This is a genomic window from Alteromonas nitratireducens, assembly GCF_040812025.1.
GTDB lineage: Bacteria > Pseudomonadota > Gammaproteobacteria > Enterobacterales > Alteromonadaceae > Alteromonas > Alteromonas nitratireducens.
Genome location: NZ_JBFNPK010000025.1, coordinates 13,502 through 38,659, shown reverse-complemented (window position 1 = coordinate 38,659; position 25,158 = coordinate 13,502). Strand labels below are relative to the sequence as shown.

At 51.7% G+C, this 25,158-nt stretch carries 21 protein-coding genes; 14 read left to right on the top strand and 7 right to left on the bottom strand.

The features are described from left to right. The 3 genes from AB1N33_RS15760 to AB1N33_RS15750 all read right to left on the bottom strand — a co-directional run. On the bottom strand, nucleotides 1–306 hold a 306-nt coding region (locus tag AB1N33_RS15760; RefSeq protein WP_505433570.1), incomplete at its 3' end, for a transposase. Between the two features lie 69 nt (nucleotides 307–375). Then, nucleotides 376–765, bottom strand: a complete 390-nt coding sequence (locus tag AB1N33_RS15755) for a VOC family protein (RefSeq protein ID WP_411272522.1) — start codon at nucleotides 763–765, stop codon at nucleotides 376–378. Nucleotides 766–892: 127 nt separating this feature from the next. Then, nucleotides 893–2,584, bottom strand: coding sequence for a DUF8614 domain-containing protein (locus tag AB1N33_RS15750; protein WP_411272521.1), 1,692 nt, complete (start codon nucleotides 2,582–2,584; stop codon nucleotides 893–895). A 324-nt stretch (nucleotides 2,585–2,908) separates the two neighbouring features. On the opposite strand from AB1N33_RS15750, the gene AB1N33_RS15745 reads away from it, so the two are divergent. Next, nucleotides 2,909–3,745, top strand: coding sequence for an HDOD domain-containing protein (locus tag AB1N33_RS15745; protein ID WP_411272520.1), 837 nt, complete (start codon nucleotides 2,909–2,911; stop codon nucleotides 3,743–3,745). A gap of 26 nt (nucleotides 3,746–3,771) precedes the next feature. Here AB1N33_RS15745 and AB1N33_RS15740 read toward each other — a convergent pair whose 3' ends face one another. Further along, nucleotides 3,772–4,932: a benzoate/H(+) symporter BenE family transporter gene (locus AB1N33_RS15740; protein WP_411272519.1), complete on the bottom strand. Its 1,161-nt coding sequence runs from the start codon at nucleotides 4,930–4,932 to the stop codon at nucleotides 3,772–3,774. A 103-nt stretch (nucleotides 4,933–5,035) separates the two neighbouring features. Between AB1N33_RS15740 and AB1N33_RS15735 the strand changes: the two genes are divergently transcribed. Then, the gene (locus AB1N33_RS15735; protein ID WP_411272518.1) at nucleotides 5,036–5,587 is read left to right on the top strand and encodes a helix-turn-helix domain-containing protein; all 552 of its coding nucleotides are present in this window, start codon (nucleotides 5,036–5,038) and stop codon (nucleotides 5,585–5,587) included. A 4-nt stretch (nucleotides 5,588–5,591) separates the two neighbouring features. On the opposite strand, the gene rdgC is transcribed toward AB1N33_RS15735, so the two are convergent. Beyond that, complete coding sequence (gene rdgC / locus AB1N33_RS15730; RefSeq protein ID WP_411272517.1) at nucleotides 5,592–6,503, bottom strand: recombination-associated protein RdgC; 912 nt, start codon at nucleotides 6,501–6,503, stop codon at nucleotides 5,592–5,594. 86 nt (nucleotides 6,504–6,589) lie between these two features. After that, nucleotides 6,590–8,329: a sensor histidine kinase gene (locus AB1N33_RS15725; RefSeq protein WP_411272516.1), complete on the bottom strand. Its 1,740-nt coding sequence runs from the start codon at nucleotides 8,327–8,329 to the stop codon at nucleotides 6,590–6,592. Between the two features lie 218 nt (nucleotides 8,330–8,547). Between AB1N33_RS15725 and phoB the strand changes: the two genes are divergently transcribed. The 12 genes from phoB (at nucleotide 8,548) to AB1N33_RS15665 (ending at nucleotide 23,427) form a co-directional block, all read left to right on the top strand. After that, the gene (phoB, locus tag AB1N33_RS15720) at nucleotides 8,548–9,237 is read left to right on the top strand and encodes a phosphate regulon transcriptional regulator PhoB (RefSeq protein WP_411272515.1); all 690 of its coding nucleotides are present in this window, start codon (nucleotides 8,548–8,550) and stop codon (nucleotides 9,235–9,237) included. An 80-nt stretch (nucleotides 9,238–9,317) separates the two neighbouring features. Then, nucleotides 9,318–10,616 (top strand): phosphate regulon sensor histidine kinase PhoR, encoded by a 1,299-nt coding sequence (gene phoR / locus AB1N33_RS15715; protein WP_411272514.1) that lies wholly within the window; start codon nucleotides 9,318–9,320, stop codon nucleotides 10,614–10,616. Between the two features lies 1 nt (nucleotide 10,617). Continuing rightward, entirely contained in the window at nucleotides 10,618–11,592 is a 975-nt protein-coding gene (locus AB1N33_RS15710) for a PstS family phosphate ABC transporter substrate-binding protein (RefSeq protein ID WP_411272513.1), read from the top strand. Between the two features lie 16 nt (nucleotides 11,593–11,608). Then, nucleotides 11,609–12,415, top strand: coding sequence for a prolyl hydroxylase family protein (locus tag AB1N33_RS15705; RefSeq protein ID WP_411272512.1), 807 nt, complete (start codon nucleotides 11,609–11,611; stop codon nucleotides 12,413–12,415). Nucleotides 12,416–12,650: 235 nt separating this feature from the next. Beyond that, nucleotides 12,651–15,398 (top strand): beta-helix domain-containing protein, encoded by a 2,748-nt coding sequence (locus tag AB1N33_RS15700; RefSeq protein ID WP_411272511.1) that lies wholly within the window; start codon nucleotides 12,651–12,653, stop codon nucleotides 15,396–15,398. Between the two features lie 94 nt (nucleotides 15,399–15,492). Next, entirely contained in the window at nucleotides 15,493–18,195 is a 2,703-nt protein-coding gene (locus tag AB1N33_RS15695) for a TonB-dependent receptor domain-containing protein (protein ID WP_411272510.1), read from the top strand. 198 nt (nucleotides 18,196–18,393) lie between these two features. Further along, the gene (locus AB1N33_RS15690) at nucleotides 18,394–19,149 is read left to right on the top strand and encodes a DUF3450 domain-containing protein (protein ID WP_411272509.1); all 756 of its coding nucleotides are present in this window, start codon (nucleotides 18,394–18,396) and stop codon (nucleotides 19,147–19,149) included. A 13-nt stretch (nucleotides 19,150–19,162) separates the two neighbouring features. Then, nucleotides 19,163–20,527, top strand: coding sequence for a MotA/TolQ/ExbB proton channel family protein (locus tag AB1N33_RS15685; protein ID WP_411272508.1), 1,365 nt, complete (start codon nucleotides 19,163–19,165; stop codon nucleotides 20,525–20,527). A gap of 2 nt (nucleotides 20,528–20,529) precedes the next feature. After that, on the top strand, nucleotides 20,530–21,048 hold the full coding sequence (locus AB1N33_RS15680; protein WP_411272524.1) for a MotA/TolQ/ExbB proton channel family protein: 519 nt from the start codon (nucleotides 20,530–20,532) through the stop codon (nucleotides 21,046–21,048). A 29-nt stretch (nucleotides 21,049–21,077) separates the two neighbouring features. After that, the gene (locus AB1N33_RS15675; protein WP_411272507.1) at nucleotides 21,078–21,485 is read left to right on the top strand and encodes an ExbD/TolR family protein; all 408 of its coding nucleotides are present in this window, start codon (nucleotides 21,078–21,080) and stop codon (nucleotides 21,483–21,485) included. A gap of 3 nt (nucleotides 21,486–21,488) precedes the next feature. Next, the gene (locus AB1N33_RS15670) at nucleotides 21,489–22,097 is read left to right on the top strand and encodes an energy transducer TonB (protein ID WP_411272506.1); all 609 of its coding nucleotides are present in this window, start codon (nucleotides 21,489–21,491) and stop codon (nucleotides 22,095–22,097) included. A gap of 85 nt (nucleotides 22,098–22,182) precedes the next feature. After that, complete coding sequence (locus AB1N33_RS15665; RefSeq protein WP_411272523.1) at nucleotides 22,183–23,427, top strand: tetratricopeptide repeat protein; 1,245 nt, start codon at nucleotides 22,183–22,185, stop codon at nucleotides 23,425–23,427. Nucleotides 23,428–23,485: 58 nt separating this feature from the next. Here the strand turns inward: AB1N33_RS15665 and AB1N33_RS15660 are convergent, their stop codons facing one another. Continuing rightward, nucleotides 23,486–25,063 (bottom strand): AMP-binding protein, encoded by a 1,578-nt coding sequence (locus AB1N33_RS15660; RefSeq protein ID WP_411272505.1) that lies wholly within the window; start codon nucleotides 25,061–25,063, stop codon nucleotides 23,486–23,488. Nucleotides 25,064–25,158: the final 95 nt, after the last annotated feature.

Here is a 25,158-nt window from a genome sequence, read left to right as displayed (position 1 = left end):
TCCTCCCTGAGCATATAGCTTTTGCCATTGAAATAATATGCCCTGACTCGATAAATCAAAGTGCGCACTGGTATAGTTTAAAGACCAGCCATTCTCCGTCATCGTTGCCAGTACATGGGCTTTAAAGTTAAGTGAATAGGGTTGATGTGGGTGCGTAAAACTCTCAGCACCATTGATGCTGTATACCTGCGACCAGTATCGAATAAGGTTGGATGCAACCCCATAGCGTCTGCCCACCTCCCTGGATGGAAGAGTTTGAGAGAGTTTGGCGAGCTTTAACTTAAACGCTCTATTGTGTTTGGACATAAAAAGACCCCCAGTAATTGGAATGTCCAACTATTGGGGGTCACTTCATTAGACGTGGCCTTTTTTGTTTTAATTGTCGCTTTGCATATCGCCTGTCAGACAGAATACATTGAGTTTATTTCCATCCGGATCGCGAAAGTAGCCGGCATAAAACCATTCACTGCGCGGGCCCGCAGGTCCCTCATCTGTTGCACCAAGTTCCAGCGCTTTATTGTAAAGGCGATCTACGTCGTCGGTTGACGATACTTCCAGCGCAACCATGGTGCCATTACCCACAGTTGCAGGCTGACCGTCAAAAGGCCGGGTTAATGCCAGTGAGGCTTTACCATCCTTACCTTCCCAGGCAATGAACTGCTCTTCTTGCATCATTCTGCCAGCGCCTATTTCAGCAAATAGGGCGTCATAGAACGTGGCAGCGCGGGGCAAATCGTTTGTCCCCAGTGTGACATAACCAATCATAGTAAGCTCCTGTGTGGGTGGAGCATAAAGCATAGAACAAGGCTGTATATTTATACAGCCTTGTTTTGGACTTTTTATTCAAAACAGAAAGGAAAAAGCGGGCTCACAGACGGAGCCCGCCGGGGAATTACAGGCCGAGTACGGCTTTACCCTGCTCGAAATGAATATCTACCGGGATACTGGCTTTTTCCAGCCTGGAAAGATCGGCGGCGAGATCCGGCTTGATCACACCCATTGTGTCAACCAGTTCGGCCACACCCTCATAGTCGCCGTCACCCTGCAGGGTCAGAATAAGACGCGATAAGGCTTCTACTGACTCGCTCATTGCGTCCATATTGACTTTGTAGAACCCGTCTTCTGTTTTCTCAAACGCGCCCTGGCTGGCAAAGAAGTTAAAACGGATCATATTGGCTTTGCCATGTGCGCTGGACGCACCAAACCGTACTGAGCGGAAAATCCCGGCCATGAACGTAACGTAGTAGTCTTCCAGCGTGCCCTCGGTAATTTCGCCTTTTTCCAGCAGGCTCTGCACCATATACAGGCCCAGAATATCCGCTTTACCTTCTTCAAGTGCAGACGCGTGCTCTTTCAGTGCGCCACGCACGGTACCACTGCCGTCGATGGTATTTTTAATACCCAGGCCATGTGCTACCTCATGGAACATGGTGTTGGCGAAGAACGCGTCAAAGGTGATGTGCTGACGTTGCTCGGGCGCAATCAGTGCGTCTGCAATTGGCATCAGAATGTGATCGAACTTAGCGCGCATGGCATTTTTAAGCTGCAAACGACGGGTGCCTTTTTCTAACTGCACCTGTTCGTCATTAGGCAGGTTGATTGCAATGGTTTTGCTGCCTGCATTGGAATGACCGGCGTAATATACGACATCGTAGGCATTCAGGTCGGCATCCGAGCCAGGCATTTCAGCTTTATATGCGTCATCCACCGGCAGGCCGCGCTGCAGCTCCGGCAGAAACCGGGCAAATTTCGCCAGTTTTTCGCTCCACGCCATATCTTTCAGCAGGACATAGGCTTCGAATGCGGCGCGATAACCAAACAGCTGGTCTTCGTATGTTTCAATCGGGCCAATGACCAGTTCGACCGGGTTGGTTTTCATGTCCATCCAGGCCATATCGGAGGCAAGGTAATCGTCGCTCAGCAGCGCATCGGCGCGTAGCATCAGATAATTCGCAAAGGACTTATCTTCAGCCAGCGTCGCGGCTTTACGCAGAAGCTCAGCAGCTTCAGTCAGCTCTGCCTGGTAAGCCTGTGAGTATGGCACCAGTGTCAGGTCGCCATTTTCGTTGCGACGCACAAGCGAATACAGCCCCTGTTTGCCTTCCTGTTCCCAGGCAGCGAATTCGGCTTTGGTAATGTCATGCGGGTAAAATTCTGCGCCTGCCGGCTTTTCGGCATAGCCAGACAGGAACGGCGCGTCGCCATTCAGTCTGTCCCAGGGGCCGTAGTTGATGGTTGCAAAGTGGGCAATGTCTTCATCGGACAGGGTAGCCAGGAAGTCTTCTTTACGCTCGTAGAACGCTTGTTGCCAGAACAAATCATCCATGATTTTCGCTGCATCAATCAGCACGCCAATCATGGCTTTCTGGTTATCGGTCAGTCCACTCAGATCACTGGTTAGTTTGACGGGCTGGTAAATATCCAGCCGACTTTTATCAACCAGTAAGGCAGCCGCCGCAGGTTTTGTTTCTGGCTGAGAGGGCTTTGGCGTTACAGCTTCGGGCGCCTTGTTACAGGCAACCAGCAGCATCGCGCCGGAAACGGCTGCAGCGATGCGCGCGAAGGCATGAGTTCTTGTTGTCATCAGGTTCACTTTTCTTGTTGTGTTATTGGTATTGGGACAGGTATATCGGGTTATACGTTGTTGCAATGGCGAGTGTCGCTTATCCTTATAAATCAGGTACCCACCTGTCATCTAGACTATCGGATAATAGCAAGTTATACGGATAATTGTTATTTCTGTTAGCCATCGGAGTCAGGTTGAGGCTATGATTAAATCAGGCTTGGCAGGATTATGCAAAATCGTGCCGCAGGTACACGTTCAGTGCGCCCTGCTCATGACGATATCCGCACGGTTGCAACGACAATAATGATGCCCGGCGAAAGGCATCAACAATAAGGTAGGACTATGTCTACACAAAACGCGCTTCTGACTATTCTAATTGAGAAAATCAACAACGACACGCTGGTATTGCCTACGCTGCCTGCGATTGCGCTGGAAGTAAGAAAAGCTGCCGATGATCCGGACATCAACCTGAACACCATGGGCGAGGTGATAGAACAGGATCCTTCCTTAAGTGCCAGAATGATTAAAATTGCCAACAGTGCTTACATGGGGCGCTCGGTGAAGGTGACCTCGGTCAATCAGGCGGTAACGCGTATCGGACTTCGCCAGATTAAGAGTATTTCTACCGCCCTGGCGATGGAACAGCTTTTTGTCACCAAAAATGAGGTGGTCGCCAAATACATGGAGCAGGAGTGGTCAAATACGGTGTCGGTAGTAGCCAATTCGATGTCGGCGCTTCAGTTATATATTGCCCGTACTAAAAAACGCGAAATCAGCATGGATACCATGACACTGGCTGCCCTGATCCACAATATCGGCGTACTGCCGATTCTGACTGAAGCTGAGCGTCATAAAGAGGTGTTCGCCAATCCTACCTTTCTTGAAGTGGCGATTGAGAAGCTTTCAGGCAGAATTGGTGGCGTGATCATGCGTGAATGGGGCTTCGGCGACCAGTTTGCTTATATTGCTGAGAACTGGCGTAATCTTCAGGAAATCCCTGAAAAACTGTCTTATATCGACTTCATTCGCCTGGGCGCGGCGCAGGCCGGACTGATGAATAAACAAAAAGATGCGGTATTTAATCTTGCTGTACAGCGTGGTGTGATTGAAGAAGTCAGCACACTCAGTTCTGACGAGTTTAAGGAACTGTCGCACTCTGCTGCGGCTATTTTCTCCTGATGGCCCGATAGTGTCCGCGCAGTCTTTCACGACTGCGCTGCCGCTTCCTCTTTTCGTCCTGATAACGCCAGTAATCCTACGAGCAATCCCCATACCGGCGCAGACAAGCCGGCAAATGACATACCCGAAGCACAACACAGTATGGTGAGCGTTGCTGCAGTGCGGGTCGAAGGGGGCTCCATCGCTTTGGCAAGCGCGCCGTGCAGAGTGGCGATAAGTGCCAGACCCGCCAGCAGGTGAACAATCACACCGGGCAGGGCGATAAACAGCAGGGCAATCACTGACGCCATCAGCGCCATAAACAGGTAACCCACACCCGCCACGATACCCGCCAGATAACGTCGATCGGGACGACTGTCGACGCTCTCTTCCATACATAATGCGGCGGTAATTGCAGCCAGGTTAAAAGTAAAGGCACCAAACGGGGCAAGTATGGCCTGAATAACTGCCAGCACTTTTAAAATCAGTGCGTGATTCGGACGGTAACCATGCATGTGGTGGATAGCGATACCCGGTAAGTTCTGCGACAGCATGGTGATAAGAAACAAGGGGATGGCGAGTGAAATCAACGATTCGACACTGACAGACGGTGTCTGCCAGATAAGTTGTGGGGCGGTAAAAGCAAGCGGTGGCAGCGGAAAAGCAATCAGGCTGACGATGAGGCTGGCAGCCAGCAAAATGAGCATTACAAAGCGAGGAAAGTAACGCAGCCCTGCCAGATACAATGCGATGGCCGCTGACACGATGGCCGGATGGGCGGTGAAATCGGTAAAAAACGTCACACAGATAGGGATAAGAATACCTGCCAGCAATGCGGCTGACAGCGAGGCGGGTATGCGGGCAATCAGTGTAAACAGGCTGCGAAAACTGACACACACAAAGGTCAGCAGGGCGCTGACTAAAAATGCACCGATGATGTCTGACAGGGGGAAGCCGCTGGCACTGCCAATCAAAAAGGCAGCACCCGGCGTAGACCATGCGGTGACCACCGGCATTTTGCTTTGCCACGAAAAGAGCAGGCAGGATATCCCCATTCCGAGGCCGAGCGCGGTAAGCCAGCTGATAATGCCGGCGTCACTGACCCCGGACGCTCTCGCTGCCTCAATCACTAATACCACGGCGGAGCTGTAACCCACCACAACAGCTGTGAGGCCCGCGGCAATATGTCTGATATCAGGAAATAGCATGCTCATTCCTTAAAAAGAGAAGCTTTCTGTGTCACACTCACCATGTGCGTTATAGCGCACATCTTTACAGTAGCACTGTGCGCTATAACGCACAAGAGGGGTTATGACAGCACCATCCATTACCAATCATATTGCCAGTCAGGTAAAAGCCCGCCGCAAACAGCGCGGCTGGTCTTTGGATCGCCTGGCAGCGGCGACCGGCGTGTCCAAAGCCATGTTAGGGCAAATTGAACGCAGAGAGTCGAGTCCGACCATCGCCACATTGTGGAAAATTGCAACCGGGCTGGAATGCTCGTTTTCAGCGTTTCTTATGGCTTCGCCAGGTAATGCGCCGGGTGCACAGCAGCCCTTCGAGCATGATCCCGACATGCAGGTAAAAACCCTGTTCCCGTTTTCGCCGGCAACAAAGATAGAAATGTTTGAGATTACCCTGACAAACTTCCACGAACAGCGTTCCTCCGCACACCAGGCGGGGGTGACAGAGCACCTTTATGTAACACAGGGAACGGTAAGTATCTTCAGTGAGGGTAAGTGGCAAACGCTTAACGAAGGAGAGCAGCGTTTACTGCATGCCGATCAGGCGCATGGATACCGTGACGAAGCCGGGTGTAGCCGGTTTATCACGGTGATCCATTATCCGGATGGGAAAGCCTGACAGGTCAGAGCCCGTCAGGATTGAGGTTGAACGTATCGCGCAGGAAAGACAGTAACTCGCAAAGCTCGGCAGACATGAGGGCGAACTCTGCGTCAAGCCGGGCTTCGACCTGATCTTTTGGAATGTCGTCAGTCTCTTCTTTCAACCGGTCGGTAAATTTGATGCGCTTAACTGCACCGTCTTCGGTCAGCAACGCCGACAGGCTCTCTGCATAGTCAAAGGCCACTTTCTGCACCAGTTTACCGGTATCCAGATGGATACGAATTTCATCGCTGTCCAGCGGCAGGTTTTTGCAGCGAATGATGCTGTCAGTATCGTCAGTGGCTTTCAGTTCAGCTTCTTCCAGCAACGTGATTTTTTCGGGTGTGCCATCGGCCAGCCAGTGCGTCAGTTCGCTCTGCAGGGAGCGTCGTGCGAGCGGAACCACCGGTAACGACCCGAGTGCTTTTCGGACCATCGCAAGAAAGGCCTCAGCTTTGCCGTCTGACGAAGCATCAACCACCACCAGGTTATCAGCCAGTGAAATGAAACCATGGGTATAACTGTTTTTGGTAAACGCCTGAGGCAGTAACCGGGTCTGAATTTCCTGCTTAAGATCCGCTTTTGCCTTTTTGCCTACCGGGGCGCCGGTTTCCATTTCAATCTGCGCTACCTTTTCTTCCAGCTCCGCATTGACCACCGCCGCAGGCAGAATTTTTTCCTGCTTTTTTAATGTGATCCAGTAGCGCTGCTGTACACAGTGGAACATCACATTGCTTTGACGTGCCTGGGTAAACGGCGATGTGAAGCCCATGGTGGCCAGGTCCTGGTTGCCACAGGGGCGGAAAGCGTGTTCGTTGAGCTGGCGCGTCAGCGCGTCATCGTCGAGCGAGAGCGGGCTGGTGAGTTGATATGCTTTTACGTTCTTAAACCACATAGCTGTCAGTTGTTATCTGTAAGGGGCGGCAAGCGTACCAACCCACATAAGGCAGTGCAAACAGATTATGCGGTTACTGGTGGGCGTTACGCTTGGTTACCATCACGACGCGGGAAACGGATGATATAGGTGAGGCCTTTGCCTGGTTCGCTTTGCGCCTCAATGCGACCGGCCAGGGTCTGGGTGACCAGGTTGTACATGATATGCGTACCGAGACCACTGCCGCCCTGGCTTCGGCGGGTAGTGAAGAAGGCATCGAAAATGCGCTCAAGATCATCGGCGGCCATGCCCTTGCCATTGTCAGAATAGACCATCTTCACATCATCCCCGTCGACAGTGACGTCTAGACAGATTTCACCCTGTTCGTTTCCTTCAAACGCATGTACCACAGAGTTCATTATCATGTTGGTGACGATTTGCGCAATGACGCCGGGCGCACAGCGGATCTCAAGATCCGTCGGGCAGGTGATCACGACGTTGTGTTTACTGTGCTTGAAGCTTGGCTGAATAGACTGCAGCACTTCGTGAAGATAATCATTCAGATTGAAGATGCGCTCGGCTTCACTGGTCTGATCTACTGCAACCTGTTTGAAACTGGCGATAAGCTCTGATGCCCGGTTCAGGTTAGACATCAGCAGTTGTGTGGTCTGCCCTGCCTCATCAAAAAACGCGGCCATCGACTTGTTGGTCAGCGCTTTGTTGTCGTAATCGCTGCGCAGTGTCTGCAGCCGTTCCTGCAGGAAGCTGGCAGCGGTGACACCCACACCCAGCGGCGTATTCACGTCATGGGCAATCCCCGCGACCAGACCACCTAGTGAGGCCATGCGCTCTGATTCTAATAACTGGTCTTTGGCCTGTTGCAGGGTTTCCATCGAACGTGCCAGTTCGCTGTTACGTTTACGCAGCTCGCTTTCAATATACTGACGGTTTTCGTTTTCCTGGCGTAGCTCGCGCTGATTTGCGATCAGCTCGTCTTTTTGCTGTTCCAAATCAAGCATGATTTGTGACAGCGACGCGGTTTTCTTTGCCACTTCCTGTTCAAGGATAAGGTTCTGATCATCCAGTTTTTTGTTGGCCTGCTTAAGTTCCTGTTGGGTGCCGTGCAGTTTTTTCTGTGAGGCAATCAGATCCTCAATAACCTGGTTGTACGACTCTTTTAACTGCTGAAGCTCATTGTCTTCTTCCAGGTTCACCCGGATACGGCTTTCTTCAGGATGCTCAGGGTCAAAGGCACTCATCTGGTCGGTAATTTCGGCCAGCGGTACGGACAGCATATTTCTGAATGCTGTCATAAACAGGAAAACCAGAAACGCGGTTTTTACAATGGCGTTACCCACCAGAAAGAAGATACCGACTTCAATACGGCTGAAGATGGTGTCGAAACTGGAGTACAGCGTAACGTCACCGACGGTGGATTCACGCCCGGAAAATTCAAATACCAGTGGGAAGCTGTAGCTGAACACGCCACCCGGATGGTCGCGCAGTGTGCCGGACTCAATCGGATTGCGTGACTGGGCAATGGTCAGTCCGTATTCGGCAATATAATCGCCGTTTTCGTCGCGTACCTGCACGCCTTCGACAATTGGCAGTTCCATCAGACCTTCGGCAATAGAACGGGCCTGGGGATGGTTTAATTCCCAGATTGCGCGGGTAAGACTGGTAGAAAAGGTATTTTTGAGGGTTTGAAGTTCACCTTCAACGTGGTCTTTGGTGCTGAGATATTCAGTGAAGATCTGGCCTACGGTGACAATGAGCGTCAGTACGAAATAAACCGATAAAACGCGAGTCAGCAGCTTTCTCGACAATCCTGTTTTTACGGTCGCCATCTACTCAACCACCTGTATCCCATGCCATTGCTCAGTCGTATGGGTTCAGAATATGCGTAAAGTGATGAATAAACAAGCGTTAGGCGCCATTCAGAGCAACAATTCGGGTTGAATAAACCCATTGACCGACCTTGACATATTATTGTCATGCATTTAATAAAACTGTCACACACCCTATTAATAATACCGGCGTTAATGTGATGACCAGGAAATTTGGAATGTCTCGGACAGTACTGTTAGTTGAAGACGAAGCGCCGATCCGTGAGATGCTTAAGTTTGTGCTTGAGCAGTCGGGGTTTAATACGGTTGAAGCAGAAGACTACGATGTGGCTCAGGAAAAAATCAAAGAGCCGTATCCGGATCTTATTCTGCTTGACTGGATGCTGCCCGGGGGCAGTGGCGTACAGCTGGCTAAAAGCCTGAAGCAGCATGAGTTTACCCGTGATATTCCGGTCATTATGCTAACCGCCCGTGGTGAGGAAGAAGACAAGATAAGAGGCCTGGATGCCGGCGCCGATGATTATGTCACCAAACCGTTTTCACCAAAGGAACTGGTTGCCCGCATCAAGGCGGTGATGCGTCGGGTGACGCCGACCTCGAATGAAGAGCCGATAGAATACAATGGCCTGAAACTGGAGCCCATCTCTCATCGGGTGTCTGCGAATGAGGAGTCGCTGGATATGGGGCCGACCGAGTTCAAACTGCTGCACTTCTTCATGACCCACCCCGAACGGGTTTACAGCCGGGAGCTGTTGCTCGACAATGTATGGGGAACCAATGTTTACGTGGAAGACCGCACTGTTGATGTGCATATCCGGCGTCTGCGAAAAGCCATTTCCCGTCATGGGCATGATGCCATGATTCAGACAGTGCGTGGCGCAGGATACCGGTTCTCCACCAAGCTCTGATTAACGTTTGCAGGGTGCAGTAACCGGCAGGTTGCTGCATACTGTCGGAGTTTATCCGCAACCACAGGTCATTTTTCATTATGTACTATCCATTCTCATGGTTGAGAAGCACGCTGAGACTGGCAGTCTATCTGCTTATCTTTGCCCTGATTGGATGGTACCTCAACGACCTGCTGTTCGCTGTAGCTATCGGCGCAACACTGTTGCTTATCTTCAACTACTGGCATCTTTATAAACTCAACCGCTGGCTGTGGCACAGCCGTAAAATGTCCCCCCCGACAGTGCGAGGCGTTTGGGAGCATATCTACGAGGGTATTTACTACCTGCAGCGGCGAAACCGTAATAAGCGAAAAGAGCTGGGTGAACTGGTTAAACGCTTCCGTGAAGGCTCCGAAGCTTTACCCGATGCGGCCGTCGTAGTAGATGCCAAAGCCTGTATTATCTGGTGTAACCGCCTGGCACGCCTTGAGCTTGGGCTGAAATGGCCGCAGGATGCCGGACGCCGCCTTGATAACCTGATTCGTCACCCGGCCTTTATTGAGTATTTCCATGCGGGCGATTTCCGTTATCCCATTGAAGTGGCGTCCCCCACGAACCCGAATAAAACCTTCGAATACCGCGTAATGCCCTACGGCAACGAGCACTTGTTGTTGATTGCCCGCGATATCACCCGCGTATCGCAGCTTGAGGCCATGCGTAAAGACTTTGTCGCCAACGTATCGCATGAACTGCGTACCCCGCTGACGGTCATCAACGGCTATCTGGAAATAATGCCGGTAGATGACAGCGACCCGTTCATGAAAAAAGCCATGAAAGAGATGAGCGCACAAACGCAGCGCATGCAAAATCTGATCGAAGATTTGCTGGTGCTGTCACGCATCGAGGCCAGTTCGGAGCGGATTTACGAACACGTGGTGAAAATGCCTGCTGTACTGACCCAGATTGAGCGGGAGGCGCAGGCGCTGAATAAAGACAAACAACATACGATCCGCTTTCATGTGGACCCGACATTACACGTGTATGGTGTTGAGACCGAACTTCGCAGTGCCTGTTCCAACCTGGTATTTAATGCGGTGCACTATACACCGCAACAGGGTGAAATTAACGTGTACTGGCAGCGCACACCTCAGGGCGCACGGTTTGCGGTGGTGGATAATGGCGACGGTATTGAACAGGCCCACTTAAGCCGTCTGACCGAACGTTTTTACCGCGTAGACAAAGCGCGCTCACGAAAAACCGGCGGCTCAGGGCTGGGCCTGTCAATTGTGAAACATGTGCTGAGCCACCATAATTCACAGTTGGAAATCACCAGTACCGTAGGCGAGGGCAGTGAGTTTTTCTTTGTGCTTGATAACGAACTGATAGCGGAGCAGCAGTAATATGAAACAACGATGCAGCCTCGTTTTATCGGTCATAAAGCGCACCGCTCTCGTGCTTATTGGCGCAGGCCTGGCTTTCAGCACTTTTGCGGAAGGGCCTGACTATGAGCGCCAGCCCGGCGTCGCCGGAAAAATCACGTCGGTGGGATCAGATACGCTGGCAAACCTGATGACATTCTGGTCGCAGGAATTTAAGTCGCTTTATCCCCAGGTGAAATTTCAAATTCAGGCGTCCGGGTCGTCCACTGCACCGCCGGCACTGATTGAAGGCACGGCCACACTCGGACCGATGAGCCGCGAGCTTAAGCCCAGCGAGATCCGTGATTTTGTGCGTACCCATGGTTACCCGCCGATGGTACTGCGTGTGGCTATGGACGCGATTGCCATTTTTGTTGAGCGCCGCAATCCACTGGAAGGGCTTACACTGGAAGAGGTCGACGCCATCTTTTCGGCAACCCGATACTGTGGTGCACCCGCGTCGCTGGACCGCTGGTCGCAACTGGGGGTGACCCGCAATGACTACCAGTTACCGATTCGCCTGTTCGGCCGTAACTCGGTGTCAGGCACATACGGCCTGTTTAAAATCATGGCGCTGTGCGAGGGCGACTTTAAACAGTCGGTCAACGAGCAGCCCGGATCCGCATCGGTAGTGTTGTCTGTCGCTTCCAGTCACGGCGCCATGGGTTACGCGGCCTACGGTTACAAGACGGCCGGTGTCCGGGCACTGCCGCTGGGAAACACCCGTGACAGGCTGATCCCGCTGACCATGGAGACGGTGCGTAATGAAACGTATCCCTTCTCCCGCTTTTTGTATCTGGTGATTAACAAGAAACCCGGCGAGCCGCTGCCGACACTGGAGCGCGAGTTTTTGCGTTTTGTACTGTCAAAACAGGGACAGCAGCAGGTACTGCGGGACGGGTATTTTCCGATTCGTGAAGACGTATTACTGCGCCAGCGTCGCCTGATTGAGCAGTAATCCACAGAGGCATGCCATGGAATCTGTGAACAGCAAATGGAAAAACTGGGTTATTCAGAGTCTTCTGCGCGGGCAGCCTCCGGCAGCCATTGCCAGGACCCTGGATGACAACGGGTTTTGTCCGGAGGTTATTCAGAGATTGCTTGGCAGCAATCTGCCGCAGTCGTTCACTTTTCGCTGTCCGCCCTCGCGCTATCAGGCGTTAACGACGCCGGCGTTTTTGCGTAACAAACGCACTGATGTGACGGCCTTGTGTGATACCTCCCGATTACAGCTTTATGCCATCGACGGCTTTTTATCGACTGACGAATGTGAGGGGATCATGGCGCTGTCACGCCAGAAACTGAAACCGTCAGAAGTTGCCGGTGCACAGTCAGCCGATGGGATCCGCACGTCGACGACCTGTGATCTGGCTTTTCTTAGTGATCAGCGTGTTGCCGCACTGGAACAAAAGATTGTCGATACCCTTGGACTAGGCGTTGGCGAAAACGAAGTGATTCAGGCGCAACATTACGCGCCGGGGCAGTTCTATAAAGCGCATTATGATTTCTTCCCGCCGGGAACTGATCAGTTCAAAGCCGACTGCATCAGGCGTGGTCAGCGAACCTGGACCTGCATGATCTACCTGAATGATAACTTTGCTGACGGCCATACTACGTTTACGCGCATGAAGTTATCTGTGAAGCCAAAGCAGGGAACCGCGCTTATCTGGAATAACTTACTGGCAACCGGTGAGCCAAACCTGAACAGCATTCATTTTGCCGAGCCCGTGTCTGACGGCAGCAAAATGGTGGTTACCAAGTGGTTTCGGGATAAAAACTGAGACAGTGTGGCTGTTTGCTGCCCGGATTCTGCGCAGTGACCGGGTATGTCTGCGCTCGCTGAGTCAGTCTTTTTTAGCGGTATTTCCGCCACTTAAGGAGAAACTTCAGAAAACTTCCATGAACGTTTTATGAATTATTTTTGAAACCGTCATTTACTGTAACAAAATTGTCACCCTTCTCCATTACCCTTTCCAGCGTTCAGATATCCTACTAAATATTAAACTGGAGAATTCGATGGAATTTCGTAACGTTTTCAAGATAAGTGCTATTACAACGGCACTTGTGCTTGCTGGCTGCGGCGGCGACATTAATATCAACGAAGGTGATGAAGTTGTTGCGGCGCCAACAACACCGACAACGCCTACGACACCGACCACGCCAACCACCCCTGACGTAGATACTCCTGCTTCACTGGGTCTGGCAACGGATGTTTCGTCTGAGTTCCCTGAAATTACCGATAAGCCTGTTTATCGCCTGGATGCCGATTTGACAATCACTCAGGACATGACGCTGACTAATGATGCGCACTGGATTGTTAAAGGTCGTACAGCGATTGGTGAGGACAATGCAAATTCGGCGGTTCTGACTATTCAGGAAGGTACCACGGTTATCGGTGAAGACGGCGATGACTTCCTGGTTGTCCGTCGTGGCTCACAAATTGATGCATCAGGTAGTGCATCAGCACCTATCGTTATGACGTCTATTCAGGACGTAACCGGTCAGGAAACATCTATCGGTCAGTGGGGTGGTGTTGTACTGCTGGGTAATGCACCAACCAACCTGTGTAACACAGGCGATGATGCAGAAACCTCAGAAGACGAGCTGATTAACTGCGGTGTATCGGCTGAAGGTGACGCCGGTTTGTACGGTGGTAATGACCCGGAAGACAACTCGGGTACGCTGGAGTACGTGGTTGTTAAGCATGCAGGTAAAGCCCTGGCATCGGGTGACGAGCTGAACGGTATTTCGTTTGCCGGTATCGGTTCTGGTACTACGGTCAACCACATTCAGGTGCACCAGAATCTGGATGACGGTATCGAATTCTTTGGTGGTACAGTCAGCGTGAGCAACGTGGTACTGACAGACATCGGTGATGACTCACTCGACTGGTCTTTCGGCTGGACAGGCAGCGCCACTAACGTATACATCCAGCAAAGTGCTGACGGTGGTGATAACGCCATTGAAGCCGACAACAATGAAGATAACCCGGGCTGGGCACCGCTGACCAAGCCAACCATTTCTAACGTGACTATCGTCAGTGCTGACGGTACCAACGGTGTGCGCCTGCGTAACGGTACGGCAGGTGTGCTCTCCAACGTACTTATTACTGGCTCAGCAGAAGCACAAAACTGTCTGCGTGTGAACGGTGATGAGTCAATTGCCAATGCAGAGTCTGGCGAGCTTACTATTACTAATTCGGTTGTGGCGTGTGCAACAGCGGCCAATAATTTTGGTTCAGACACCATCGGTGGAGAGAGCACACAGGCCTGGTTTGAAGGTCAGACTGGCAACAGCGTACTGACGCCTTCTGAACTGAACCTTGAAGATAATGGTTACTTCCCAATGGCAGATTCTCCGTTAGTACTTGGCGGTGGTCAGTACATTGGCGCATTTGATCCTAACCAGGCAGACTGGATGGATGGCTGGACAGTAGGCATCAACGGCGGCTTCCCGTCAGATATTCTGAATGCCTTCGAGCAGGGACTGGCAACTGACGTATCTGCAGACTTCCCTGAGATTACTGACAAACCCGTGTACGCCCTTACGGCGGATACAACCTTCGTCAGCGACGTGACATTCACCAATGATGCGCACTGGCTGATTAAAGGTCGTACTGCAGTGGGTGAAGACAACGCCAACAGTGCAACGCTTTACATTCAGCGCGGCACGACTGTGTTCGGTGAAGAAGGGGATGACTTTTTGGTGGTACGCCGCGGGTCACAAATTATTGCGAAAGGTATTCCTGCACAACCTATCACATTTACGTCGGTACAGGACATGACGGGCGAAGAAACGTCGATTGGTCAGTGGGGTGGTATCGTGCTGCTGGGTAACGCGCCAACCAACCTGTGTAATACCGGTGATGATAGTGAAACCTCTGATGATGAACTGGCAAACTGCGGTGTGTCAGCTGAGGGTGATGCCGGTCTGTACGGTGGTAATGACGCAGAAGACAGCTCTGGTGTTCTTCGCTATGTCGTAGTTAAACATGCGGGTCGTGCGCTGGCCGCCGGTGATGAGCTCAACGGTATTTCGTTTGCCGGTATCGGTAGCGGCACTGAGGTGGACTACATTCAGGTACACGAAAACCTGGATGATGGTATTGAGTTCTTCGGTGGTACGGTCAGCGTCAGTCACGTCGTACTGACCGCGATTGGTGATGATTCACTGGACTGGTCATTCGGCTGGACCGGTAATGCACAGTACGTTGTCATTAAGCAGGACAGTGCGGGTGGCGACAACGCCTTCGAAGCAGACAACAACGAAGATAACCCAGCCTGGCTGCCGCTGACCAAGCCAACGGTCTCTAACGTCACCATTATCGGTGCTAATGGAACCAACGGTGTACGTTTGCGCAACGGTACTGCTGGTATTATCAAAAACCTGGTGGTAACCGGTCCTGCTGACTACGCAAACTGCCTGCGTGTTAACGGTGCAGAAGCCATTGCTAATGCAGAAAGCGGCGAGCTGTCAGTAACCCACTCAACCGTCGCTTGTGCAGCAGCGAATAACTTTGGCTCTGACATCATTGACGGTGACACCACAGAAGCCTGGTTCACTGGCCAGACGGGCAACACCGTCACGTCTGCTGCTAGTGTTGGCCTGACTGGCTATCTGCCAACGTCTGATTCAGCGCTGCTTGGTTCAGGTTACGACCTGTCAGGTGATAATGGCTTCTTCGACAGCACCGATTATCAGGGGGCGTTTGATGGCCAAACTGACTGGACACTGGGTTGGGTAACTGTCGGTCTGGAAGATTAATCTTCCGGTGAAATAAGGAAAGCTGAGGCGTGTGAGCGCCTTGGCTTTTTCTGTGAATAAGCAGACGACCACAGTTACATTAGGAGTTGTTAAGATGAAAATTAATGAAAAGTCCGTGCTGAAACTGGCCAGATTGTCTCTGGCTGTGGCAACGGTACTTGGCACCGGCTTTATGAGCTCGTCTGCACTGGCGCAGGACGCCGAAGCGGAAGACGAGGTAATTGAAGAGGTTGTCGCAACCGCCACGCGTCTTAAAGGGACGGCGGAAGCCGTGCTGCAGGAGCGTCAGAATCAGGCGTTCGTTGCCGATATCCTTGGCGCAGACCAGATTGCCCGTACCGGTGACAGTGACGCCGCCGCGGCACTTCGTCGTGTAACCGGTCTGACACTGGTTGACGGCAAATTCATTTATGTCCGTGGTCTGGGTGAGCGATATTCAAGCACACAGTTAAACGGCATGAACGTACCCAGCCCGGATCCAACTCGCTCGGTGGTACCGCTTGACCTGTTTCCATCAAGCATTATTGAAAGCCTGAATGTACAGAAATCGTACTCTCCGAATATGCCGGGGCATTTCGGTGGTGGTGCAGTGAATATCCGCACCAAGTCAATTCCTTCTGAATTCGTTTTCAACGTGACCGGTGGCCTTGGCTGGAATACCGAAAACAGTAATGACGGTTTGTTTTATTCTGGCGGTGATGACGACTGGACTGGCCGTGATGATGGCACGCGTGCCTTGCCGGCAATGATTAAGAATGGTCTGGCTGAAAGCGGCTCAGCAGGCTTTGAAGGTAATTCGTCAAGCACGCTGGCTGATGCCCAGGAACGACTGGCGTCGTTCAACTGGAATATCGGACCGGATGAGAAGTCTGTCGATCCTGACTTTAACCTGGGTGCCACGCTGGGTAACAACTTTATTCTCGACAATGACAGCGTACTGGGTTTCCTTGCCACAGTTGCCTACAGCAACCAATGGCGCGTGACCGACGAACAGCTGGGTAACGATATTGGTGGCGGTCAGGAAAATCCGCGTTTCACCAAGTACCGGGATATGGTTTCAACCGAGCAGACTGTCACCTGGAGCGGCATGCTTAACGTAGGTTATGAGTACAACAGCAACCACAAGGTTGAGCTGGTGAACATGATCCTGCACGACATGCGTGATCGTCTGCGTGATGGCTATTACTACGACGACAGTGAAACCGTGCCGGGACGTGAAGAATTCCGTCGCATGGACGTTATTTTTGAAGAGCGGGAAATGGTGTCTACCCAGTTAAAGGGAACACACAACTTCCTCGACTTTATGAACGGCATGTATGTTGACTGGTACGTGGGCACAGCTCGTGCGTCCCGTGAGGCGCCGGATATTCTGGAAGCCACTTTCCAGCAACTGTATGACGCAGAGGGTAATCTGACGCTTGAGCGTCTGGATGACACCCCCGGAACGAACATGAACCGCCAGTTCCAGACCCTGGAAGATAACTCTGATACCTACGGTTTCAACGTTATCTTCCCGTTCTACGGCAGCGGTTATGATATTGAAGTTAAGGCGGGTAGTGATTACTACGAAAAGACCCGTGACGGTGAAAATATTGACCTCATGATCCGTAATTTCGGTATCAGTGACGACTACAAAGTTGGCTCACGTCTGGACGAAATCTTTACCGCAGAGAACATCGCTAACCCCGATTTTTATGCCAGCTCAACCGGCCGTAGTCTGTTTCAGGACAACACCGGTGAAGGTGATAAATATGCGGCGGCCAGCAAGCTGACGGCGGTGTATCTGATGGCCGATGCGTTCTTTAATAATAAATGGCGTGTCAGCGGTGGTATTCGTTGGGAAGAGTTCCAGCAGGTTTCCATTCCGTTTGTTGAGCACAGCGATAAGTTTGCGCTCGAAACCGAAGACCTGATGGACGCGATCTACAACGAAGATGACATTCTGCCTTCACTGGCTCTGACGTATATTCAAAGCGATGCCATGCAGTATCGTTTCAACGTCAGTAAGACGCTGATCCGTCCTGATTTGCGTGATATCAGCACCACGTTCTTTATTGATCCATTAACCGAGTTCCTGGTGCGTGGTTCGCCGTCGCTGGTGGAAACCGAACTGACCAATATCGACTTCCGCTGGGAGTGGTATATGTCTCAGGGTAATAACCTGTCGGTAGCATTGTTCTACAAAGACATGAAAAACCCTATCGAAATGGTCCAGTTTGACGGTGGTGAAGGTGTACCTCAGCTGCTGACGGCTAACGCAGAAACCGGCGAACTGTACGGTGTCGAAATGGAATTCCTGCACGACCTGTCATTTATTTCTGATACTTTCAGCAACTTCTTTGTATCAGGTAACGTGACGCTGTCAGATTCTGAAGTCACCATCGGCAGCGATGATCAGGATTCACTGTTTTCTCAGCAGGCACGGGCTGCCTATGGCGGTACGGTAACGGCAACGATTACCAATGACGTTCGTCGCCTGGTTGGCCACTCTGAGTGGGTAGCTAACCTGCAGCTTGGCTGGGATTCCGATAACGGTGAGCACTCAGCCTCACTGGTCTACAATGCGTTCGGCGAGCGTATTATCGCACCAGGGGTACGGGGCTTTGAGGACGGTATTGAAAATCCGTTCCACTCGCTGGATGCAGTTTATACCTACTATCCTGATTTCAACACGACAATCAAAGTCAGAATTCAGAATATTCTGAACGACGACAAAGAGATTGAGCAGGAAGGGCTGTTACTTCGTAAAGAAACCGTCGGCACAAGCATTCGTGCCACGTACAAATATACCTTCTGATGAAAATAGCCCGGCACCTGCCGGGCTTTTTCATTGTCAGTTATTTCAATACGTTACAGTCCACACTGGCGCATCTGCCAAATCAGTCTCCAAGTATGACAGTCATGTAATAAAACTGTCACAGAAAGTCCCTATCCTACGCGCAGAAATTACTATGTCGGTTGATCCGATTTCTTTTAAGCAAAAAGGTTTGAATGTATGAAGCTTTTTAACTCGTTGCTGATAACCGGTGCATTACTGTCTGCGCCAGTTATGGCTCAGGACGACGACTTAAAACCCGTTGTCGAAGAAGCAGCAAAAATTAATAAGTCAGCGGCTGAATCGCAGGAAAAGATTAATAAAATCAATGATCAGATTGATTCTAAACTTCAGCAGTTCAAAACTCTGAACAAAGAAATCGAAGGACTCGAAGTCTACAACGCGCAGCTGCGTAAGCAGATTGCCAACCAGCAGCAGGAAATGGCTGATCTGAATGCGGCAATTGACGAAGTGTCTGTTGTCGAGCGTCAGATTACGCCGCTGATGATTCGTATGATTGACGGGCTTGAACAGTTTGTTGAACTGGATGTGCCTTTCCTGCCGGAAGAACGCGCGAATCGTATTGCTGATCTGCGCGCCATGATGGATCGCGCTGATGTCGCCCCGTCTGAAAAATTCCGTCGTGTGATGGAAGCGTACCAGGTTGAAATGGACTACGGCCGCACGATGGAAGCCTACAGTGGTCTGCACACTATCGACGGTCAGGAGCGTGACGTTGAGTTCTTACGCTTAGGTCGCACTGCACTGATTTATCAGACCCGTGACGCGAGCCGTCAGGGTGTCTGGAACAAGCAAACCCGTCAGTGGGAAGAGCTGGACAGCAGCTACCGCACACAAATTACCAAAGGCCTGCGCATGGCCAAGAAACAGCTGGCGCCAGATATGCTGATGCTGCCTGTGGCAATTACAGACTAAGAGGTTTTTGAGAATGTTGAACGTGATGAAGAAAATCGCTGTTGGTCTGACAGCCCTTGGACTTAGCGCCGGTGTAATGGCACAGGACGACCGTGCTATGGACCTGGACGCGCTGCTTAAACAGCTTGAAGAAGGCCAGTTCCAGCAGTCGCAGCAAAATAAAGCGCGTGAGCAGGAGTTCGTACAGAAGCGTGCCGAACAGGACCGTATTCTGGCAGAGACCCGTGCGAAGCGTGACGCCATGCTGGAACAGTCTGAAAAACTGGAAACCCAGTTTGAAGAAAATGACTTTAAACTGGCTGACCTGCAGGGGGCACTGGATGATCGTCTGGGCTCACTGAAAGAACTGTTTGGCGTGCTTCAGCAGGTTGCTGGTGACACCAAAAACAAATTCTATAACTCAATGATTTCTGCGCAGTACCCGGGTCGTTCTGACTTCCTTGATCAGATGGCACAGGAAATGGGCTCAAGCTCTAAGCTGGCTTCTATTGAGGAAATTGAGCGCGTCTGGTTTGAAATGCAGCGTGAAATGACCGAATCGGGCAAAGTCACCAAATTCACTACTGATGTAGTAGAAGCGGGTGGCGCTAAAGTAAACAAAGAAGTGGTTCGCGTTGGCCCGTTTGCGCTGGTTGCTGATGGCAGCTACCTCGAATACAACGGTGTAACCGGCACTGTGTCTGAGCTGATTCGTCAGCCGGCTGACCGCTACGGTGAGTCTGCGCAGGCACTGCAGAACTCAAACGGTGAGATTGTCGAGCTGGGCATTGACCCGACCGGTGGTTCTATCCTGGGCCTGCTGGTACAGGCGCCAAATCTGCAGGAGCGTGTAGAGCAGGGTGGTGTCGTTGGTTACATCATTCTTATTGTCGGTGCATTCGGCCTGCTGCTGGCGCTGGAGCGTCTGGTATCACTGTCACTGATTCGTATTAAGGTGAACAAGCAGCTGAAGAGCAAAGAAATCAAAGACAACAACCCGCTGGGCCGCGTGCTGAAAGTACGTGACAAGTACCCGGAGGCAGACACCGAGGCGCTCGAACTGCACCTGACAGAAGCGATTCTTGGCGAGGTGCCTAAGCTGAGCCGCAACCTGACAGTGATTAAGATCATCTCAGTGGTGGCACCGCTGATGGGTCTGTTAGGTACAGTAACCGGTATGATCAACACCTTCCAGGCGATTACCCTGTTTGGTACCGGTGACCCGAAACTGATGGCCGGTGGTATTTCAACCGCGCTGGTAACCACGGTACTGGGTCTGGTGGTTGCGATTCCGATGACACTGCTTTACGCCATGCTGAACACGCGTAGCAAGAACATCGTGTACATCCTGCAGGAACAGGCATCAGGCGTTATCGCAGAGCGCGCCGAACGGAGCTAATGATGATCGAGTTTCTGGAAGCAATTCGCGATTTCACAGAGACGGGTGGCCAGGTTCTCCTGGTCATCGGCCTGCTGATATTCGTTATGTGGCTTTTGATCCTCGAACGTGCAATGTATCTGCTTATCTGGCACAAGCAGGCGAAAAAAGACGCCATCGCGGCGTGGAAGGCGCGTGAAGACCGCTCCTCCTGGTTTGCTGAACAGATAAGACAGAAAACGATTTCACAACTGACTATTCAGTTAAACGGCAGCATCCCTATTATCCAGGCGCTGGTGGCATTATGCCCCTTGCTCGGCCTGATGGGGACGGTGACAGGAATGATTGAGGTATTCGACGTCATGGCCATTTCCGGTTCAGGAAATGCCCGCTCGATGGCTTCGGGCGTATCGAAAGCCACCATTCCTACCATGGCCGGTATGGTGGGTGCACTATCTGGTGTATTTGCCGCCACCTGGCTGAACCGCATGGTGAAATCCGAACGCACGCATCTTGAGGATGCCCTGATAGTTAAACGTTAATGCACGTGCATTAAGGTAAGGTAAAGATTATGAAGCAGCACTTTCAAAACCTGGTCGATGAGGAAGAAGCGAACATCGACATGACACCCATGCTGGATGTCGTATTTATTATGTTGATCTTCTTCATTGTGACTGCGTCATTTGTCAAAGAGGCAGGGATTGACGTTAACCGTCCGGAAGCAGCGACAGCAGTGAAAAAGGATCGCGCGAACATTCTTATCGCGATTTCAGATAAGGGTGAAATCTGGATCAACAAGCGTCGCATTGATATCCGTGCCGTACAGGCCAATATCGAGCGTCTGCACGCAGAAAACCCGCAGGGTACTGTGGTGATCCAGGCCGATAAAGAGTCGAAAACAGATACCCTGATTAAAGTGATGGATGCATCACGTGCAGCAGGGGTCTATGACGTGTCAATTGCAGCCCAAGAGCAGTAGACTATGCCTCGATTTATCATTGCGTTTGTCATTTCACTGGCAATTACGCTGGGCCTTTTCTTTCTGATGCAGTCGCTCATTAAAATGGGCGGCAGTGCACTCACAGAGCCTCCGCAAGGCAGTGTGCTCGACTTTGTGCGCGTGAAACAGGAAGAACAGGTCGAGAAGAAAGATCGTAAGCCGAAAAAGCCGCCTAAGCCGGAAGAGCCACCCCCGCAAATGGAGCAGCCGCAAATGGACTCGCCAAGCCCCGACGCTGAGGGCACCAGCATGGACTTTTCTGCCGATGCTGCCGGTGATGTTTCGCTTGAAGGCGGGCTGGCCCTGGAGTCGGGCGACGGAGAGTACCTGCCAATAGTGAAAGTGGCACCGGCTTATCCGCGTCGTGCGCAGCAGCGGGGTATCGAAGGGTTCGTTATCGTTGAATTTACCGTGACCAAGCAGGGCGCAGTACGTGACCCGATTGTTGTGGAAGCGAATCCTGAGGGAATATTTGAGCAGGCCGCTCTGGATGCGGTGCTGAAGTTTAAATATAAACCGCGGGTTGTAAACGGCGAGCCTACCGAAGTGTCTGGCGTGCAAAACCGTATTACCTTCCAGATTGACGGGTAACCCTATGAGAGTAGTGACGATGAAATCAATGCTCACTGTGTTAACCACAGTCGTATCACTGGCTGGCGTTGTCCTGCCTGCGGCAATGGTGTCGGGCGACGCTGCTGCCCAGGAAGTGAAGGCCAGCGAAAAGAAAACCCGTAAGGTGCCGACGCTGCGTTCAAAAGTTTACGAGCAGCTTGCACGTGCACAGTCAGCTGCTGATGATGAAGGCGATGTCGCCAAGGCAATAGCGATTCTCGATGAAGTGCGTGACAAAGACCACTCGATGAATAGCTATGAACGCGCCATGATGTACAACTTCTATGGTTTTATTTATTACAACGATGAGCAGTACGATAAGGCGCTGGCATCGTTTGAGCAGGTAGTGGACCAGCAGCCGATCCCGAAAAAGTTTGAGATGACGACGCTGTTTTCACTGGCTCAGCTGCATCTGATGCAGGGTAATTATGACAAGACCATCTCGTTCCTTGAGCGCTGGGAAGCCTTGCACGACGGTGATATTCCACCGAAAAACAAAGTGGTAAAAGCACAGGCGTACTATCAGGACAAGCAGTTTGCGAAAGCCGAAAAAGAAATCACTCAGGCTATTGCAGATTTTGAAGCCGAGGGCATGCGTCCGGATGAAGGCTGGCTGATCCTGCAGCGCGCGATTTTTTATGAGCTGAAACAGCCTGAAAAAGTCAAAGACGTGCTGGTAAAAATGGTCAAGCTGTTCAACGAGCCAAAATACTGGATCCAACTTGCCGGTATGTACGGCGAACTGGGTGAGGAGCGTAAGCAACTGGCAATTATGGAAGCCGCTTATCAGCAGGGCTTTGTCGAAACGGCTGGCGATATCTTCAATCTGGCTCAGTTGTATTATTACCACCGGGCTCCCTACAAAGGGGCGTTGCTGATGGAACAGGCCATGAAGGAAGGAACGCTTGAAAAAAACCTGCGTAATCTGAAATTCCTGGGCCAGAGCTGGACGCTGGCAAAGGAGCAGGATAAAGCGATCCCTGTCATGATGCAGGCAGCAGAGTTGTCGGAAGACGGCGAGATTGATGCACAGCTTGCGCAGATCCTGTTAAATGAGCAGCGCTGGGATGACGCCATTGCTGCAGCGGACCGTGCGATCGAAAAGGGCGATTTGCGTAATCCCGGTATGCCGCACCTGATTAAAGGCATGGCGCTTTACAATAACAAGCAATATGCACTGGCACTCAATCAGCTGGCCGAGGCCGAAAAGCATCAGCGAAGCCGTGCGATTGCCCAGCAGTGGAAGCAGTTTGTTCAGGGCGAAAAGGCCACCGCTGAGCAAATTGAAGCGGAGCTGGGTTCCAGCTAACGCAGTACGATCATAAAAAAGCCCGCTTCATGCGGGCTTTATTTTTTTACTTCGCCAACTAATTCGCATCCCGCAGTGACCGTCGCAATATTTTGCCTACAGTCGACTTTGGCAGTTCGTCCAGTACCGTAATTTCACGCGGTACTTTATAGCCTGTAAGCTGTTCTCTGCAGTAGCTAATCAGGGCGTCCTCACTTACCGGCTCAGACAACGTAACAAAGGCGCAGACACGCTCACCGCTCTTGTCATCGGGCTTACCGATAACGGCGGCTTCCATCACACTGTCATGTGAGGTCAGAACATCTTCTACTTCGTTCGGGTAGACATTAAAGCCTGAGACCAGAATCATGTCTTTCAGACGGTCGACGATTTTAATCGCGCCGGACTCGGTACGTATACCGATGTCACCGGTTTTAAAGAAACCGTCGTCGGTCATCACTTTCGCGGTTTCATCGTCACGCTGCCAGTAGCCCAGCATGACCTGGGGACCACGTGCCGCAATCTGACCAGCCTCACCGTCAGCGACCGGTTTGTCATGGGCGTCCAGCAGCGCAATTTCTGTGGCATCCAGCGGCAGCCCCACGGTGCCGATTTCCTCTGCGCCCGGGTTATTAAAGCACAGCACAGGCGCGGTTTCAGACAGCCCGTAACCTTCTGTGATGGTACACCCGGTTACCTCTTTCCATATGCCCACGGCGGCCTGCGTCAGTGCAGTACCCCCTGACAGCGTGAGTCGTAACTGAGAGAAATCGAGTTTGCCGAATTCGGGGTGGCGACCCAGACCGACGAACAGGGTATTGATACCGGCAAAGGTGGTAAACGCATACGGCTTAATAGCGCCGATAAAGGCGTCAATATCCCGCGGGTTGGGGATCAGAACAATATGTGCGCCTTTGGCAAAAAAGGTCATCATGCACACGGTAAACGCATAAATGTGATACAGCGGTAACGGGCAAATAACTACCTCTTCACCCTCGCGGAAGTTGGCGCCCAGACGGCCAAGTGTCTGCAGGCTGTTAGCCAGAACATTACGATGGCTCAGTGCGGCACCCTTCGACAGGCCCGTCGTGCCGCCGGTGTACTGCAGCATACAGAGATCGTCCAGACTACCGGCAGGACGCGCTGGCAGTGTGGCATCTTTATATTTTTCCAGAATGGCGGTGAGTGCGATCGCGTCGTCACGCGAAGGAGCTGTCGCCGGGTTCAGCAGTTCTGTCGCCGTCGTTGACACCACACAGCGGATTGCCGTGTCGTTTTCTACGGCTTTGAACTTGCCCATCAAATCATCAAGGATAACCAGCGCAACCGCACCGCTGTCGGAAAACTGATGACGCATTTCCCGTTCGGTATACAGCGGGTTCGTATTAACGACAACCAGCCCTGCACGGAGCGCGCCATACACCGCGATAGGGTTCTGAATAAGATTGGGCAGCTGAATGGCGACACGGTCGCCAGGGCTCAGGCCTGCTTCTTCCAGAAAATATACCGCTAGCGCGCGCGAGTGCTGTTCAATCTCGGCAAAGGTCAATGTCTGGCCAAGCGCGGTATATGCAGGGTTGTCTGCGTATTTACTGAAGACGGACTCGATGTAGTCAGCAAGGCAGGTTACGTTATCCGGGTATTGCAATTCGTTCATTGTGGTACTTCCTGAAGACTAACGCGTAAATCGCACCAAGCTGTAACCTTAGCAAAGCATCAAAAGCTTTCACACTATGTTTACATAATGATCAA